The organism is Pantoea sp. AG702 (assembly GCF_003182295.1).
In the GTDB taxonomy this organism is placed as follows: domain Bacteria; phylum Pseudomonadota; class Gammaproteobacteria; order Enterobacterales; family Enterobacteriaceae; genus Pantoea; species Pantoea ananatis.
On record NZ_QGTU01000001.1, the window covers coordinates 338,404 to 356,394 of the forward strand.

Consider the following 17,991-nt stretch of genomic DNA (forward strand, 5'->3'; position numbering starts at 1 on the left):
TCCAACAACGTGAATAAATAATGCATCAAGATAAAGATCTCTCAACGTGGCAGACATTCCGTCGACTCTGGCCGATGATCGCACCCAACAAAGCTGGCTTAATTGTGGCGGCTACGGCCCTGATTATTAATGCCGCAGGCGATACGTTAATGCTCTCCCTGTTGAAGCCTTTGCTGGATGACGGCTTTGGTAAAGCGGACAGGTCCGTGATGCTGTGGATGCCGTTGGCAGTTATTGGCTTGATGCTGGTTCGCGGCGTAAGTAGCTATATTTCCAGCTACTGCATTTCCTGGGTATCCGGGAACGTGGTCATGAATATGCGCCGGCGTCTGTTCAGTCATATGATGGGCATGCCGGTGGCCTTCTTCGATCAGCAGTCTACGGGTACGCTCCTCTCGCGTATCACCTATGACTCGGAGCAGGTTGCATCGTCTTCATCAGGCGCACTGGTCACGGTCGTGCGCGAAGGCGCGTCCATCATTGGCCTGTTTATCATGATGTTCTATTACAGCTGGCAGCTGTCGCTGATTCTCATCGTGCTCGCCCCGATTGTTTCCTTTGCCATTCGTATGGTGTCGAAGCGCTTCCGCAACATCAGCAAATCCATGCAAAACACCATGGGGCAAGTGACAACCAGCGCTGAGCAGATGCTGAAAGGGCATAAAGAAGTGCTGATTTTTGGCGGACAGGAAATCGAATCGGCGCGTTTTGCCAAGGTCAGCAACCGTATGCGCCAGCAGGGTATGAAGCTGGTGTCAGCGTCCTCGATCTCCGATCCGGTTATTCAGCTGATTGCCTCGCTGGCGCTGGCGTTTGTGCTTTATGCGGCGAGTTTCCCCAGCGTGATGGATACCTTGACCGCCGGTACGATCACTGTGGTGTTCTCATCCATGATTGCGCTGATGCGCCCGCTGAAGTCACTGACCAACGTGAATGCTCAGTTCCAGCGTGGTATGGCGGCCTGCCAGACGCTGTTTTCCATTCTGGACAGCGAGCAGGAAATTGACAACGGTAAGCGTGAAATTACCCGCGCAAAAGGGGATGTCGAGTTCCGTAATGTGACATTTACCTATCCGGGCCGTGAAACGCCTGCCTTGAAAGACATTAATCTGGCGCTGCCGGCAGGCAAAACGGTAGCCCTGGTGGGGCGTTCAGGCTCGGGTAAATCGACCATGGCAAGCCTGCTGACCCGTTTTTATGATATTCAGCAGGGCAACATTTTGCTGGATGGCTACGATTTGCGCGAGTACACCTTATCGTCATTGCGTAATCAGGTCGCGCTGGTGTCGCAAAATGTGCACCTGTTTAATGATACTGTCGCCAATAACATTGCCTATGCGCGCAGCGAGCAGTACAGCCGTGAGGAGATTGAAAAAGCGGCGACCATGGCTCATGCCATGGATTTTATCAATAAAATGGATAAAGGGCTGGATACGGTTATCGGCGAAAACGGCGTCCTGTTGTCTGGCGGTCAGCGTCAACGTATCGCCATTGCGCGTGCGTTACTGCGCGACTGTCCTATCCTGATTCTTGACGAGGCCACTTCGGCGCTGGATACGGAATCTGAGCGTGCTATTCAGTCAGCCCTGGATGAGTTGCAGAAAAACCGTACTTCCCTGGTGATTGCACACCGCCTGTCGACTATCGAAAAAGCGGATGAAATTGTGGTCGTGGAAGAGGGCAAAATTATCGAGCGCGGCACGCATGCTGTGCTCCTTGCGGAAAAAGGCGCCTATGCCCAACTTCATAAAATGCAATTTGGCCAATGATTGAGCGCATCTGGAGCGGGCGATCGCCTTTATGGGTACTGCTATGGCCACTTAGTCTGCTATACGGGGCGATTACGGCATTGATCCGCTTCAGTTTTCAACGCGGCTGGCGCAAAAGCTGGCGTGCGCCCGTGCCTGTCGTGGTGGTCGGGAATTTAACCGCAGGCGGGAACGGCAAAACGCCGGTGGTGATTTGGCTGGTAGAGGCCCTGCAACAACGCGGCCTGCGTGTTGGCGTGATTTCACGAGGCTATGGCGGTAAAGCAGACCATTATCCATTGCAGGTCACTGCCGCAACCGCCACTGAACAGGCGGGTGACGAACCCGTTCTGATCGCCCAGCGCACGGCTGCGCCCGTGGCCGTTGCGCCGCGCCGCCGTGAGGCCATTGACCTTCTCCTGAAGCATCACGAGCTGGATCTGATTGTGACTGACGATGGTCTGCAGCATTACGCCTTGCAGCGCGATCGGGAGATTGTCGTGGTGGATGGCGTGCGCCGTTTCGGCAACGGCTGGTGGTTACCTGCTGGCCCAATGCGCGAACGCGCTTCACGTCTCAAAACGGTGGATGCCGTTATCGTCAATGGCGGCGAACCGCAGGCAGGTGAAATTGCGATGCAACTGCGCCCGGGCAAGGCGACGCATCTGCTGAGCGGCGAACAACGCCCGCTCAGCACCTTTCATAACGTTGTTGCTATGGCGGGAATTGGTCATCCGCCACGCTTCTTTAATACCTTAAAGCAGCAGGGGTTAACGCCTGTAGCGGAAATCGCTTTTGCCGACCACCATGCTTACAGCGAAGAAGAACTTTCACGTCTGCTGCAGCCTGAGCAGATGCTGTTGATGACCGAAAAAGATGCGGTTAAGTGCCGGGCATTCGCACAACCCTCGTGGTGGTATCTGCCGGTTGATGCACAACTGCACGCCGAGGCAGCCACCTTGCTGTTAGAGGATATAGAAAACCTTTGCCGTACGTCTGCACACCGGGCAAAGTACTAACCTCCCCATCTGATAAGGAAGAGAATGAGCATACATTCACTTTCGCGACAGCAGGCACGTAACATCCACCTCGCAGCTCAGGGTCTGCTCCGTCCGGCAGCCCGCCGGGCGCGTCAGCAGGACATTCCAGACTGTATTACCCGAATGGCCTTACTACAAATCGACACCATCAATGTGGTTGCCCGAAGCCCTTATCTGGTGCTGTTTAGTCGTTTAGGGGATTACCCTCAATCCTGGCTGGATACATCCCTGGCTCAGGGGGACATTTTTGAGTACTGGGCCCACGAAGCCTGCTTTATTCCGCGCAACGATTACAAATTACTGCGACATCGCATGCTCTCGCCCGAACGCCTGGGCTGGAAATACAGTGCGCAATGGGCTGCCGAGTATCAGCAGGAGATGGCCGATTTACTGACCTACATCCGCGATAACGGCCCCGTCAGATCGGCCGATTTTGCCACCGAAAAAAATCATAAACCGGGATGGTGGGCGTGGAAACCGCACAAGCGGCATCTCGAAAATCTGTTTAGCGCAGGTGAATTGATGGTAGCAGAGCGCCGAAATTTTCAGCGAGTCTACGATTTACGCACCCGGGTGATGCCGGACTGGCAGGATGCGATCCACGCGATCGGCGAGGATGAAGCGATCCAATTGATGTTGATGAACAGTGCGCGCAGCCTGGGGATTTTTCGCAGTGAATGGCTGGCCGATTATTACCGGCTGAAACAGGCACCGATCAAAGCCTTTATCCAATCGGCGCAGGTCGCGGGAGACATTATTCCGGTCGAGGTCAAGGGGATGGGCGCGATGTGGCTGCACCAGAGCGCGCTGCCCGGATTAACGACGCCTTTGAAAGCGACGCACACCGCGCTGTTATCCCCATTTGATCCCGTAGTCTGGGATCGAAAGCGGGCGCGAGAACTGTTTGATTTTGACTACCGTATCGAATGCTACACGCCTGCCGAAAAGCGCAGGTACGGTTACTTCGTTTTACCTTTGCTGCATCGTGGTCAGCTTAAAGCCCGGCTGGATGCACGAATGATTCGCGCGTCACGTCAGTTGGAGATCAAAAATATCTGGCTGGAGCACGACGTCTCTGTCACCACCTCCTTTCTCCAGGATGCACAACGGGCAATTACCCGTTTCGCGCGCTGGCAGGGTGCAGAGACGGTCGTGTTACAGCAGGCTCCTCCGGCGTTACTGGCACACTGGCCGCGGTTGTGGCCGCTGGATAATTCGTGATGCCACAACCGGTGTGGTTTACCCGCTCTTATCAACGCTGTGATATGCTTTAGCGCTTACGCTATCGGTCCGTGATGGAGGATATATGGATCACCGTTTACTCGAAATCGTTGCCTGCCCGGTTTGCAATGGCAAGCTGTATTACAACAACGAACAGCAAGAACTGATCTGCAAGCCCGATGCACTGGCTTTTCCGGTGCGCGATGGCATTCCGGTCCTGTTGGAAAACGAAGCCCGTACGTTGTCGGTTGAAGAGATCCATCCATGAGTTTCATTGCCATCATTCCTGCTCGTTATGCCTCAACCCGTCTACCCGGTAAACCCTTGGTCGATATTCATGGCAAGCCGATGGTGGTACATGTGATGGAACGCGCGCGCGAATCCGGTGCCAGCCGGGTTATCGTGGCGACCGATCACCCGGATGTGGCCGGCGCAGTGGAAGCGTCGGGAGGCGAAGTCTGCATGACGCGCGCCGATCATCATTCAGGCACAGAACGCCTTGCCGAAGTGATTGAGAAGTATCAGTTCGCAGACGATCAAATTATCGTCAATGTTCAGGGCGATGAGCCTATGATCCCGGCCGAAATCGTGCACCAGGTGGCGAATAATCTGGCGCAGTCTGAGGCCGGTATGGCGACGCTGGCCGTGCCCATTACCGATGCAGAAGAAGCCTTTAATCCTAACGCCGTGAAAGTCGTTATGGATGCCAAAGGCTATGCGCTGTATTTTTCTCGTGCGACCATTCCCTGGGACCGCGAGCGCTATGCGGAATCACGCGATCGCATCGGCGATACGCTGCTCCGGCACATTGGCATTTACGCCTACCGGGCAGGCTTTATTCGCCGTTACATCGACTGGGCACCTTGTCCCCTTGAGCAGATTGAATTACTCGAGCAGCTCCGGGTGCTGTGGTACGGCGAAAAGATTCACGTGGCCGTAGCAAAAACGGTGCCGGGCGTTGGGGTCGATACGCCAGAGGACCTGATTCGTGTGCGCGCTGCCATGCGCGGCTGAGGTCATCCGACAGGTTCAGGGCGTGACTACGGCTCTCCGCGCTTCTGATTACCCGATTGAAGGATGCGCGCGGCGTCGTGCGCATCCTCCAACGCTTCTACGAAGCGGGTGTTTCGGCGGGGGGATTAATGCGTTGCAATGCACTGCCGAGCGTTTCATAGATGGCGCGTTCGCTGTGGCCCATCCACAGCGGAGAAGGAAAAGCCCGCTCCCACCAGTTGAGCGGGGAGGTAATTGCCAACTGGTTCGCCGGTGCGGCAATCGGGTTAAGCCCTGCCTGCTGGAAGAAACGCATGGCACGCGGCATATGATTCGCTGATGTGACCAGCAAAAAGGAATGATGCCCGATCACTGCGCTGACCGCCCGCGCTTCCTGCTCAGTATCCTTGGGTTGATCCAGAATATGAATATGAGCGTCAGGTACGCCAAGGCTTTCGGCGACCTGTGCGGCCACCCACGCATTACTTTTGGGATTGTGCCCTGCAGCAGCACCGGTAAAGACCATCGTTGCCTGCGGGTTACGCAGCCACTGACGCACGCCCTCTGTCACGCGAGGCAAACTGTTATTCAACAAGTTTGAGCTGGGTGCCCAGGCAGGATTGTAGGTATAGCCTCCACCCAGTACCACGATGTAATCCACTTTCTGGCTACCATTCCATGTTGAATAGTGCGACTCCACCGGCAATAACAGGCGGTCTGCCACAGGCTGTAGGCTAATCAGTAATATTATCAGCCAGCTCACCGAGATGAGTATTTTGCCGCTTTTCTGCCAGCGGCTGAACCAAAGCAGTAAAATGCCTGCCGCCATCAGTAAAAGCAGAAAAGGCAAGGGCAGCAACAGGTTACCGACGGCCTTTTTCAGCATAAAAACCATGTAAAAAACCTCTTGTTGTCCGAAAAAACAGCAGCCAGAGCGCAAGAATGGTATCAAAGCTTCATTCTTACCGTACCTGTGACAAAATAGCATATGTTTCACCGCAGCATACCGGAGCCCACGCCATGCAGGATCGTAACTTTGACGATCTCGCGGATAAATTTTCGCAAAACATTTACGGCACAACCAAAGGCCTGGTGCGTCAGGCCATCTTATGGGATGAGCTGGAAACGATTCTTCCCAGCCTGTCATCCTCCGCGCTGAACGTACTGGATGCGGGCGGCGGCATCGGTCAGATGTCCAGCGGGCTGGCTGGGCGGGGCCACCAGATACTGCTGTGCGATCTTTCCGGAGAGATGTTACGCCGTGCCCAGGACAATGCGGATGCGCTGGGTGTGAGCCACAACATGCAATTCAAACAAATTAGCGCGCAGCAGGTCGGTGAACATTTGGATAAGCCGGTGGATCTGGTATTGTTTCACGCTGTGCTTGAGTGGGTTGCGGAGCCTGAAGCGGTGTTAAAAGCCTTGTTTGATACACTGCGCCCCGGCGGCGTGCTGTCGTTGATGTTTTACAACCTGCATGGGTTAACATTACGCACCCTGACGCTGGGCAACTTTGGTTATCTGCGCACTAACTTGACCAAACGCAAGAAGCGCACGCTGTCACCGGACTATCCCCGCGATCCCGATGACGTGTATCGTTGGCTGGAGAACTGTGGTTTTCAGATTGAACGGCGTACCGGGATTCGCGTATTCAGCGATTATATGAAGCCGCCTAAAGGCGAGCCAAAGAGCGACGACGAAATTATTGAGATGGAGCGGCGCTTTTGCCGCCAGGAACCCTTTTTAAGCTTAGGGCGTTACATCCACGTGACCGCGCGCAAACCCGGGCAGAAGGACGAATTATGAGTGAATTTTCCCAGACGGTACCGGAGCTGGTATCCTGGGCGCGCAAGAATGACTTCTCGCTTGCGCTGCCAGTTGAACGTCTGGCTTTTTTGCTGGCCATCGCCACGCTAAATGGCGAACGCATGGACGGTGAAATGAGCGAAGGTGACCTGATTGATGCGTTTCGTCACGTCAGCAAAGCCTTTGAGCAAACCAGTGAAACGGTGTTGGTACGTGCCAACAACGCCATCAACGATATGGTGCGCCAGCGCCTGTTAAACCGCTTTACCAGTGAGTTAACCGAGGGCAATGCGATTTATCGCCTGACCCCGTTGGCCATTGGCATCACTGATTACTATATTCGCCAGCGGGAATTCTCCACGCTGCGCCTGTCAATGCAGCTTTCTATCGTGGCGGCGGAGCTGAAGCGCGCCGCGGATGCGGCTCAGGAAAACGGCGATGAATTTCACTGGCACCGCAACGTGTTCGCGCCGCTGAAATATTCGGTGGCCGAAATTTTCGACAGTATCGATATGACGCAGCGCCTGATGGATGAGCAACAGCAGGCGGTTAAGACGGATATTGCCGAACTGCTGAACAAAGACTGGCGAGCCGCGATTTCGAGCTGTGAAATGTTGCTGTCGGAAACCTCAGGTACGCTGCGTGAACTGCAGGATACGCTGGAGGCGGCGGGCGATAAGCTGCAGGAAAATCTGCTGCGCATTCAGGATGCCACGCTGGACAGCCCGGATCTGGGTTTTGTCGACAAACTGGTTTTCGATTTGCAAAGCAAACTCGATCGCATTACCAGTTGGGGGCAACAGGCCATCGATCTCTGGATTGGCTACGATCGCCACGTGCACAAATTCATTCGTACCGCCATCGATATGGACAAAAACCGCGTTTTCGCCCAGCGTTTGCGTGTTTCTGTGCAGAACTATTTTGATGCGCCCTGGGCGCTCACCTATGCCAACGCCGAACGTCTGTACGATATGCGTGACGACGAACTGACGCTGCGCAATGACGAAGTTATGGGCGAATTGCCGGCCGAGCTGGAGTTTGAAGAATTCAATGAAATTCGCGAGCAGCTGGCGGCCATGATTGAAGAAGCCTTAGAGATTTATAAAACGCAGCAAAAACCGCTCAACCTCGCCGCTGTGATGCGCGACTATCTGGCTCAATATCCACGCGCGCGTCACTTTGACCTGGCGCGTATTGTGGTGGATCAGGCCGTGCGGCTCGGCGTAGCGGAAGCCGATTTAGCCGGTTTGCCTGTGGAATGGCAAGCCATTAATGATTACGGAGCCAAGGTGCAGGCACATGTCATCGACAAATATTGAACAAGTGATGCCGGTTAAACTGGCACAGGCACTGGCAAATCCGATTTTTCCGGCGCTGGACAGCCAGTTACGCGCCGGACGCCACATTGGTATTGAAGAGCTGGACAATCATGCTTTTCTGATGGATTACCAGCAGTATCTGGAAGAGTTTTACACCCGCTACAACGTTGAGCTGATTCGCGCGCCAGAGGGATTCTTCTATCTGCGTCCGCGTTCAACCACGCTCATTCCCCGTTCTGTCCTGTCTGAGCTGGATATGATGGTCGGTAAAATCCTTTGCTATCTCTATCTCAGCCCGGAACGCCTGGCGAATGAAGGCATTTTTACCCAGCAGGAACTTTATGACGAGCTGCTGTCCCTGGCGGATGAAAGTAAACTGCTGAAACTGGTTAATCAGCGCTCAACCGGCTCAGATCTCGATCGCGCCAAGCTGCAGGAAAAAATGCGTGCGTCTTTAAGCCGCCTGCGCCGTCTTGGCATGGTGTGGTTTTTTGGCAACGACAGCAGCAAGTTCCGTATTATCGAGTCCGTTTTTCGCTTCGGCGCCGATGTGCGCAGCGGTGACGATCCGCGGGAAGCGCAGCTGCGCCTGATTCGTGACGGTGAGGCAATGTTGCTGGATAACGCCACGGCCACGACTGAGGCTGATGACAGTGATGAGAATGACAGCGATGCGGGTGATATCGCGGAGGAAGAACAGGCATGATTGAACGCGGCAAATTTCGTTCGCTAACGCTGATCAACTGGAACGGTTTTTTTGCCCGAACCTTTGATCTCGATGAACTGGTCACCACGCTGTCGGGCGGTAACGGGGCAGGCAAGTCAACCACCATGGCGGCCTTTGTAACGGCGCTTATCCCTGACTTAACGCTGCTGCACTTCCGTAACACGACCGAAGCGGGCGCGACCTCAGGATCACGTGATAAAGGCCTGCACGGTAAACTCCGTGCCGGTGTTTGCTATGCCATGCTGGACGTCGTCAATTCACGTCACCAACGCGTGGTGGCGGGCGTCAGACTGCAGCAGATCGCCGGACGTGATAAGAAAGTCGATATCAAACCTTTCAGTATTCATGGTTTACCTACAGATACGCTGCCTACTGATATGCTGACGGAAATCCTCAACAGCCGTCAGGCGCGCGTGTTACCGCTTAATGAGGTAAAAGAACGTGTTGAGGCGCTGGAAGGCGTGCAGTTCCGTCAGTACAGCTCGGTCACCGACTATCACGCCATGATGTTTGATCTCGGCGTTGTCCCCCGTCGTCTGCGTTCGGCCAGCGATCGCAGCAAGTTTTACCGCCTGATTGAAGCCTCTCTTTACGGCGGTATCTCCAGTGCGATTACCCGCTCGCTACGTGATTATCTGTTGCCGGAAAACAGCGGCGTGCGTAAAGCCTTTCAGGATATGGAAGCGGCGCTGCGCGAGAACCGTATGACGCTGGAAGCGATCCGCGTCACCCAGTCGGATCGTGACCTGTTTAAGCACCTTATTTCTGAGGCCACCAGCTATGTGTCGGCGGATTATATGCGTCATGCCAACGAGCGACGCATCCACCTCGACAGCGCCTTACAGCTGCGCAATGAGCTGCTCAGCGGTCGCAAACAGCTGGCTTCTGAACAGTACCGCCATGTAGAGATGGCGCGCGAGCTGGCCGAACACAGCGGGGCGGAAAACGATCTCGAAGTCGATTATCAGGCGGCGAGCGATCACCTGAATCTGGTGCAGACGGCGATGCGCCAGCAGGAAAAAATCACGCGCTATGACAGCGATATTGAAGATCTTACGATCCGTCTGGAAGAGCAGAGCGAAGTCGTTGCTGAAGCGCGTGAAATCCAGGAAGAAAATGAGGCCCGTGCCGAAGCCGCAGAACTGGAAGTGGATGAGCTTAAGAGCCAGTTGGCCGATTTTCAGCAGGCGCTGGATGTGCAGCAAACCCGTGCTATTCAGTATCAACAGGCATTACAGGCGCTGGAGCGCGCCCGCACGCTCTGTCAGTTGCCAGACTTAACCATCGATAATGCCGCCGAATGGCAGGCCAGTTTCCAGGCGAAAGAAGAAGAAGCCACCGGGCAACTGCTGAATCTGGAGCAGAAGCTGAGCGTAGCAGAAGCCGCCCACAGCCAGTTTGAACAGGCGTTATCACTGGTCACCAGTATTGCCGGTGAGGTTAGCCGCAAAGAAGCCTGGCAGGTCGGGCGCGATCTGCTACGCGATGCCAGCAATCAACGTCACCATGCCGATCAGCTTTCCTCCCTGCGCCTGCGCCTGAATGAACTCGAACAGCGCCTGCGTGAGCAGCAGGAAGCCGAGCGTCTGCTGGCAGAGTTCTGTAAACGTCAGGGGCAGCACTACGATCCTGACGCGCTGGAAGGCCTTCAGCGTGAGCTTGAAGCGCAAATTGAGCAGCTGAACAGCAGCGTGGCAGACGCGGGCGAACAGCGCATGATGATGCGTCAGGAACTTGAGCAACTGCGCGAACGTATCACCGCGCTGACCGCGCGCGCGCCGCACTGGCTGGCCGCGCAAGAAATCCTGACTCAGCTCAGTGAGCAAACCGGTCAGGACCTGGCCAACAGCCAGGATGTGACGGAATACATGCAGCAGCTGCTGGAGCGCGAGCGTGAAACCACCGTTGAGCGTGACGAAGTCGCAGCCCGCAAGCGTGAAATTGAGCAGCAGATTGAACGCCTCAGCCAACCGGGCGGTGCCGAAGATCCTCGCCTGAATCAGCTGGCTGAGCGATTTGGCGGCGTACTGTTGTCGGAAATTTATGATGACGTAACGCTGGACGATGCGCCTTACTTTTCTGCCTTGTACGGCCCATCGCGCCACGCCATTGTCGTACCCGATCTGTCGCTGGTGCGCGAGCAACTCGATGGCTTAGAAGAGTGTCCGGAAGATCTGTACCTGATTGAAGGGGATCCGCAGTCGTTTGATGACAGCGTGTTTAGCGTAGACGAGCTAAAGAACGCAGTCGTGGTAAAAGTCGCCGAGCGTCAGTGGCGCTATTCCCGCTTCCCGAAAATCCCGCTGTTTGGTCGGGCGGCGCGCGAAAACCAGCTTGAATTACTCAATAACGAGCGCGACCGGCTGGCGGAACGTTACGCCACCTTGTCGTTTGACGTACAGAAGACGCAACGTCTGCATCAGTCATTTAGTCGCTTTATCGGCAGCCATCTTGCGGTGGCCTTTGATAATGACCCAGAAGCGCAAATCCGCCAGCTCGGCGCCCGTCGCGGTGAGCTCGAACGTGCGCTCAATCAGCATGAAAGTAATAATCAGCAACAGCGTCAGCAGTATGAACTGGCAAAAGAGGGCGTTGCACAGCTTAATCGCCTGCTGCCGCGCATCAGTCTGCTGCGGGATGAGACGCTGGCGGATCGCTGTGAGGAGATTCGCGAGCAGGTTGATGAGGCACAGGAGGCCGCGCGTTTCCTCCATTTACATGGCGCAAAACTGGCCAGACTGGAGCCGATGCTTGCGGTACTGCAAAGCGATCCTGAACAGCATGAGCAGTTGCAGGCGGATTACCAGCAGGCGCAGCAACAGCAACGTAACGCGCGTCAGCAGGCGTTTGCTCTGACCGAAGTGGTGCAGCGCCGTGCGCATTTCGGCTATGACGACTCTGCCAGCATGCTGGGCGGCAACAACGATCTCAGCGACAAACTGCGTCAAAGGCTGGAGCAGGCAGAAGCCGAGCGCAGCCGCTGTCGTGAGCGTTTGCGCGCCCATCAGTCGCAGCTGACGCAATATTCTCAGGTGCTGGCATCGCTTAAAAGCGCCTACGATGCCAAGCGCGATATGCTGAAAGAGCTGCAGCAGGAAATGCAGGATATCGGTGTTCAGGCCGATGCCAGCGCGGAAGAACGCGCGCGTATCCGCCGGGATGAACTTTATACGGCGTTAAGTCACAACCGCGCCCGCCGTAATCAGCTGGAGAAACAGCTCACTTTCTGCGAAGCAGAAATGGACAACCTGCAGAAAAAACTGCGCCAGCTTGAACGTAACTATCACCAGAACCGCGAACAGGTGGTGAGTGCTAAGGCGGGCTGGTGCCTGGTGCTGCGTCTGGTGAAAGATAACGGTGTTGAACGTCGTCTGCATCGTCGTGAACTGGCTTATCTCAGTGGCGATGAACTGCGTTCCATGTCGGATAAGGCACTGGGCGCACTGCGCCTGGCGGTGGCCGATAACGAACATCTGCGCGATGTGCTGCGTTTGTCTGAAGATCCGAAACACCCGGAACGTAAGATTCAGTTTTTCATCGCCGTGTATCAACATCTGCGCGAACGTATCCGCCAGGATATCATTCGCACGGACGATCCGGTTGAAGCCATCGAGCAGATGGAGATTGAACTCAATCGACTGACGGAAGAGCTGACGGCCCGTGAGCAGACTCTGGCTATCAGTTCACGCAGCGTCGCGAATATTATTCGTAAAACGATTCAGCGTGAACAGAACCGTATCCGCCAGCTGAATCAGGGGCTGCAAACCGTGAGCTTTGGTCAGGTGCGAAGCGTCAGGCTGAACGTCAACGTGCGCGAAACGCATGCCATGCTGCTGGACACCTTGTCTGAAGAGCACGAACAGCATCAGGATCTGTTTAACAGCAATCGACTCACGTTCTCGGAAGCGCTGGCTAAACTCTACCAGCGTCTGAATCCGCATATTGATATGGGGCAGCGTACACCACAAACCATCGGTGAAGAGCTACTGGATTACCGTAACTACCTTGAGATGGAAGTCGAGGTCAACCGGGGTTCAGATGGCTGGTTGCGTGCCGAAAGTGGCGCGCTTTCCACCGGTGAGGCCATTGGTACGGGGATGTCAATTCTGGTCATGGTGGTGCAGAGCTGGGAAGAGGAATCACGTCGCCTGCGCGGTAAAGATATTTCGCCTTGCCGTCTTCTGTTCCTGGATGAAGCCGCACGTCTGGATGCGCGCTCAATCGCGACCCTGTTTGAACTCTGTGAGCGACTGGAGATGCAACTGGTAATCGCGGCGCCAGAAAATATCAGTCCGGAGAAGGGCACCACCTATAAACTGATGCGTAAAGTGTTTAACAACACCGAGCACGTTCACGTGGTAGGATTGCGGGGCTTCGCGGCCGATCCACTGCCCGTGAAACGCAGCAGCGAAGCCGATCCGGCGAGTGAAACCACGACATAATATTCACGATGCAGAGATAGTCAAAAACAGCGCCATTAGTTAATCTGGTAACGGCATTTGTCACAGGAGGCAAATGCCGTTTTTATTTGTATACTCAATAATATGAGTAACAGCCCGATCGCAGTTGTTTCCTGACAGGCTGCGCGGTAGATCAATGAAGGGGGCAGGGATGTTACTGTATAAACGCTTCAAAATTCATCAGGTTAGTTCGTGGCTGACGCTAGCGCTCACGCTCATTCCCTGTGCAATGGCTCAGGCTGCGATCATCGCCGCGATGCCCGGTACGCACGCGGCGTACGCCACCACATCCGTCAGTGAGAGTCAGCAGAAGATTCGCCAGGCGTTTTCAGGCGACAGCCAGCCTTTTTACGGTGCTTCTCTGGCCGCGCTCTACGCCGCGCGTAACATGCAGCCGATCTGGCAGGATCATGAAGCCGTACAGAAATTTCAGCAGCAGCTGGCGGAGGTTGCCCTCTCCGGGGTGCAGCCGCAGTTTACCCGCTGGGTCGATCGCCTGACCGATCCTGACATCACAGGCTTTGCCCGTGATGTCACGTTGTCTGATGCGATGCTGGGCTATTTGCAGTTTGTCTCCTCGGTGCCTGCTCAGGGAGAAATCTGGCTGTACAGCACCACGCCCTACAAGCTGGCTGTGCCTTCTGTATCCGTGATCAATGCCTGGCAAAATGCCGTCAATGCGGGCAGTTCGGCGGCGTTTGTTAATTCACTGGTGCCGCAGCATCCGCAGTATCCACTCATGCATAAGGCCCTGAAAAGCCTGCTTGAAGATAAACAACCCTGGCCACAAATTAAAAATCGCGACACGTTACGACCTGGACAGGTCAGTGACGATGTGCCGGCGTTGCGGGAAATTCTTCGCCGCAGCGGCATGCTGAGTGCACAGGTAACCGCACCCGCGCCCAATGAGGATGTCGTTCCCACCGCACCCGTTGCCGTCAGCCACAGCGAGCAGCCTGTCGCCGTCAGCCCTTCGGCAGTCACGGTTAACGATATACCTGCTGCGGCACCCGGTGTTCAGGGTAACGTCCAGAATGCTCCCGCTGCGCCCGGCAGTGTGAATGTTTATAACGATGAGCTGGTCGCGGCGGTAAAACGCTTTCAACAGTGGCAGGGGCTGGACGCCGATGGGGCGATTGGCCTGCGTACACGGGAATGGCTGAATGTCTCTCCTCAACAGCGTGCGGCCTTGCTGGCGCTGAATATCCAGCGGCTGCGTTTGCTGCCGGATGATATGCACAACGGCATTATGGTGAACATCCCCAACTATTCGCTGAATTATTACAACAACGGCACTAAAGTGCTGTCCTCCCGGGTCATCGTGGGACGACCAGATCGTAAAACGCCGTTGATGCGAAGCGCACTAAATAATGTGGTGTTGAATCCGCCCTGGAATGTGCCGACCAATCTGGTGCGTCAGGACATTATTCCTAAGGTGAAACAGGACCCAACCTATCTGTATAAACATGGATACACGCTGCTGTCTGGCTGGAGCGCCGATTCCGAAGTCATCGATCCCAGCATGATTGACTGGAGTATGGTGTCAGCCTCATCCTTCCCTTACCGCATACGTCAGGCACCGGGGCAAACCAATTCACTCGGTCGCTATAAGTTTAATATGCCAAGCTCGGATGCGATTTATCTGCATGACACGCCGAACCACAATCTGTTTCAGCGCGATATTCGTGCGCTCAGCTCGGGCTGCGTGCGCGTGAATAAAGCTTCGGAACTGGCCGGTATTTTGTTGCAGGATGTCGGCTGGAATGACGCGCGTATCTCTGACACGCTCAAGCAGGGCGATACGCGCTATGTGCCCATTCGGCATCGCATCCCGGTTAACTTGTATTATTTAACGGCCTGGGTTGCGGATGACGGCAAAACGCAGTTCCGTACAGATATTTACAATTATGATAATACGGCGCGTTCGGCGAGCCAGGTCTTAAGCCGTGCGCAGCAGTTATTACTCTAATAGTTGATTTTCAATCGTTAGTCGTACGGTATGTCCGTTATTCAGTCCTGTCATTCAGGCGGCTTTATCCGGAGCCGCCTTCCAAACTTGCCCATAATGGGTTGACGTGCTACCGCCATAAAGTTATGGTTCGCCAGTACGTTTTTTGCACATGTCTTTGACTCTGCTTTCAGGTAAACCGCTCCATGTCTACAATCGATTCTTTACGTCGCAAACTGCTGCTTTGCGGAAGTGCCGCTGCCGGCCTGGCCTTACTGCCAGAGACCGCGATGGCATCACTCTCCACTTCACGCCCGCGGATATTAACGCTCAATAATCTTCACACTGGTGAAACCCTTAAAACGGAATTCTTTAACGGTAAAAGTTACGACAAAAGTGAATTGTCACGCCTGAACCACTTTTTCCGCGACTACCGTGCCAATAAAACCAAAAGTATCGATCCCCACTTATTTGACCAGCTCTATCGCCTTCAGGCGCTGTTAGAAACGCGCAAACCCGTCCAGCTCGTCTCCGGCTATCGCTCACTGGCGACGAACAATATGCTGCGGGAATCCGGGCCCGGTGTGGCAAAACACAGTTATCACACCAAAGGCCAGGCGATGGATTTCCACATTGAAGGGGTGACGCTGGCGAATGTTCGCAAAGCCGCATTAAAAATGCGTGCCGGTGGTGTAGGATATTATCCCAGCAGCAACTTTGTACATATTGATACCGGTCCCGTCAGGCACTGGTAGTAACGTCGGCAACGCTGCGGGTGCCGACCATGGAGCGTTATGAATTATCACATTATCCCCGTCACCGCCTTCGCCCAGAACTGTTCGGTTATCTGGTGCGAAACCACGCGTGAATCGGCCCTGGTGGACCCGGGTGGCGATGCCGATACCATCAGGCAAACGCTGGCGCAGCTTGATTTGAAGCCTGCACAGATTCTGCTTACGCATGGTCACCTCGATCATGTTGGGGCAGCGGCAGAACTGGCTGCATTCTGGCAGGTGCCGCTGGTCGGCCCGCAAAAGCAGGATGCTTTCTGGCTGGAATCCTTACCTACTCAAAGCCAAATGTTTGGGCTGGAATATTGTGCCCCGTTGACGCCGGATCGCTGGCTGGAGGAGGGGGATACCGTTCAGGTTGGTCAGGTCACGCTTGATGTGCTGCACTGTCCCGGACATACGCTGGGGCACATTGTATTTTTTGATGCCAAAGGCCGCTTACTGGTCTCAGGTGATGTGATCTTTAGCGGCGGCGTCGGGCGTACCGACTTCCCGCAGGGTAATCATCAACATCTCATCGATGCGATAAATAATAAGCTGCTGCCGCTCGGCGACGATGTGACGTTTTTACCCGGTCACGGGCCTGTGTCAACGCTGGGCCGTGAACGTCTGACCAATCCTTTCCTGCAATAAAAAATGGGCCAGAGTGGCCCATTTTTTTATACGCGATGCGCTTAGAGTACGGCGACAATCGCCTCGCACAGTGCAGACATATTATCTGGTGTCATACCGGCAACGTTTACGCGGCCTGAATTAACCGCATAAACCCCAAACTCCTCGCGCAGGCGAATGACCTGATCTTTGGTCAGCCCACTGAACGAGAACATGCCATTCTGCTTGATGATAAAGCTGAAGTCCTGCTGCGCACCTTTATCCGCCAGGGTGTTCACAAACAGTTGGCGCATGCGCTGGATACGCTGACGCATATCAGACAGCTCTTGCTGCCAGATAGTGCGGAGCGCGTCGTTGCCCAGAATCGTGGCCACCACGGCCGCACCGTGTGACGGCGGGTTAGAATAGTTGGCGCGGATGGTGTATTTCACCTGGCTGAATGCGGTGTCGGCCGTCGCGGCATCGCCCGCAACCAGCGTAATCGCACCCACACGTTCGTTATACAGGCCGAAGTTCTTGGAATAAGAACTGGCGACAATCAGTTCCTGATGGCTGGCCGCAAAAATGCGCAGACCTTCAGCATCCTCTTCCAGACCACGGGCAAAGCCCTGGTAGGCAAAGTCAAACAGGGGCAGCCAGCCGTTAGCCAGAGAGAGCTGTGCCAGCTGTTGCCACTGCTCTGCAGTAGGATCGATACCGGTCGGGTTATGGCAGCAGCCATGGAACAGCACCACATCACCGGCTTTCACCTCTTTCAGTGAGGCCAGCATGCCGTCAAAATCCAGGGTATGGTTTGCTGCGTCATAGTACTGGTATTCGCATACCTCAAGCCCGGCGGCATTAAACACGTTTTTGTGGTTCGGCCAGCTCGGGTTGCTCACCCACACGCGCTTAACGGACGTCTGAGTAGACAGGAAATCCGCGGCGACGCGCAGTGCGCCTGTACCGCCCGGCGTCTGTGCCGTGCGGGCTCTGCCCGCCGCGATCAGGGCATTGCCTTGACCAAATAACAATTCCTGCGTGCAGTGCGCGAAATCTGGCAGACCGTCAATGCTCAGGTAATTTTTGCTGGTTTCGTGTTCAAGCAGGTACTGTTCTGCTTTCTTAACGCTGGTGAGCACCGGGGTTTTTCCGGTTTCATCTTTGTAAACACCAATACCGAGATTGATTTTATTGGGGCGGTCGTCGGCGCGAAAGAGATCGGCCAGGCCAAGAATGGGGTCAGCGGGTGCAGCAGAGATCGATTCAAACATGAGTCGGGTCCAGTAGCGTGAACTTTAGCAAATGAACCATCAGGTTAACGTCAGCACGGCGAAATGCCAACCG

Annotated in this window: 14 protein-coding genes; 12 read left to right on the plus strand and 2 right to left on the minus strand. The window is 55.0% G+C overall.

Annotated features, from left to right (window positions below):
- The first annotated feature begins 20 nt into the window (after positions 1-20).
- The 5 genes from msbA (at position 21) to kdsB (ending at position 5,023) form a co-directional block, all read left to right on the plus strand.
- Positions 21-1,769, plus strand: coding sequence for a lipid A ABC transporter ATP-binding protein/permease MsbA (gene msbA, locus DFO57_RS01595; protein ID WP_013025243.1), 1,749 nt, complete (start codon positions 21-23; stop codon positions 1,767-1,769).
- On the plus strand, positions 1,766-2,767 hold the full coding sequence (gene lpxK / locus DFO57_RS01600; RefSeq protein WP_110015006.1) for a tetraacyldisaccharide 4'-kinase: 1,002 nt from the start codon (positions 1,766-1,768) through the stop codon (positions 2,765-2,767). The genes msbA and lpxK overlap by 4 nt, the downstream gene beginning before the upstream one ends.
- Positions 2,768-2,791: 24 nt before the next feature.
- Positions 2,792-4,009 carry a winged helix-turn-helix domain-containing protein gene (locus DFO57_RS01605; protein WP_028714990.1) on the plus strand — a complete coding sequence of 406 codons (1,218 nt, stop codon included), beginning with the start codon at positions 2,792-2,794 and terminating at the stop codon, positions 4,007-4,009.
- An 85-nt stretch (positions 4,010-4,094) separates the two neighbouring features.
- Positions 4,095-4,277: a Trm112 family protein gene (locus tag DFO57_RS01610; protein WP_013025246.1), complete on the plus strand. Its 183-nt coding sequence runs from the start codon at positions 4,095-4,097 to the stop codon at positions 4,275-4,277.
- A complete protein-coding gene (gene kdsB, locus DFO57_RS01615) occupies positions 4,274-5,023 on the plus strand; it encodes a 3-deoxy-manno-octulosonate cytidylyltransferase (RefSeq protein ID WP_028714991.1) in 750 nt (249 codons plus the stop codon). Before DFO57_RS01610 ends, kdsB begins: the two co-directional genes overlap by 4 nt.
- 97 nt (positions 5,024-5,120) lie before the next feature.
- Here kdsB and elyC read toward each other — a convergent pair whose 3' ends face one another.
- Positions 5,121-5,897: an envelope biogenesis factor ElyC gene (gene elyC / locus DFO57_RS01620; protein WP_019106193.1), complete on the minus strand. Its 777-nt coding sequence runs from the start codon at positions 5,895-5,897 to the stop codon at positions 5,121-5,123.
- Between the two features lie 125 nt (positions 5,898-6,022).
- On the opposite strand from elyC, the gene cmoM reads away from it, so the two are divergent.
- The 7 genes from cmoM (at position 6,023) to DFO57_RS01655 (ending at position 16,686) form a co-directional block, all read left to right on the plus strand.
- Positions 6,023-6,808: a tRNA uridine 5-oxyacetic acid(34) methyltransferase CmoM gene (gene cmoM, locus DFO57_RS01625; RefSeq protein ID WP_064373475.1), complete on the plus strand. Its 786-nt coding sequence runs from the start codon at positions 6,023-6,025 to the stop codon at positions 6,806-6,808.
- Positions 6,805-8,127 (plus strand): chromosome partition protein MukF, encoded by a 1,323-nt coding sequence (mukF, locus tag DFO57_RS01630; protein ID WP_013025250.1) that lies wholly within the window; start codon positions 6,805-6,807, stop codon positions 8,125-8,127. Before cmoM ends, mukF begins: the two co-directional genes overlap by 4 nt.
- Complete coding sequence (gene mukE, locus DFO57_RS01635) at positions 8,108-8,833, plus strand: chromosome partition protein MukE (protein WP_014606188.1); 726 nt, start codon at positions 8,108-8,110, stop codon at positions 8,831-8,833. Before mukF ends, mukE begins: the two co-directional genes overlap by 20 nt.
- A complete protein-coding gene (gene mukB / locus DFO57_RS01640) occupies positions 8,830-13,296 on the plus strand; it encodes a chromosome partition protein MukB (protein ID WP_110015007.1) in 4,467 nt (1,488 codons plus the stop codon). The genes mukE and mukB overlap by 4 nt, the downstream gene beginning before the upstream one ends.
- A 169-nt stretch (positions 13,297-13,465) precedes the next feature.
- A complete protein-coding gene (gene ldtD / locus DFO57_RS01645) occupies positions 13,466-15,283 on the plus strand; it encodes a L,D-transpeptidase (RefSeq protein WP_089517458.1) in 1,818 nt (605 codons plus the stop codon).
- A gap of 185 nt (positions 15,284-15,468) precedes the next feature.
- Complete coding sequence (locus tag DFO57_RS01650; protein ID WP_013025254.1) at positions 15,469-16,017, plus strand: YcbK family protein; 549 nt, start codon at positions 15,469-15,471, stop codon at positions 16,015-16,017.
- A gap of 39 nt (positions 16,018-16,056) precedes the next feature.
- Positions 16,057-16,686 carry an MBL fold metallo-hydrolase gene (locus tag DFO57_RS01655; protein ID WP_110015008.1) on the plus strand — a complete coding sequence of 210 codons (630 nt, stop codon included), beginning with the start codon at positions 16,057-16,059 and terminating at the stop codon, positions 16,684-16,686.
- Positions 16,687-16,727: 41 nt separating this feature from the next.
- Here the strand turns inward: DFO57_RS01655 and DFO57_RS01660 are convergent, their stop codons facing one another.
- Positions 16,728-17,918: an amino acid aminotransferase gene (locus DFO57_RS01660; RefSeq protein ID WP_013025256.1), complete on the minus strand. Its 1,191-nt coding sequence runs from the start codon at positions 17,916-17,918 to the stop codon at positions 16,728-16,730.
- Between the last annotated feature and the right edge of the window lie 73 nt (positions 17,919-17,991).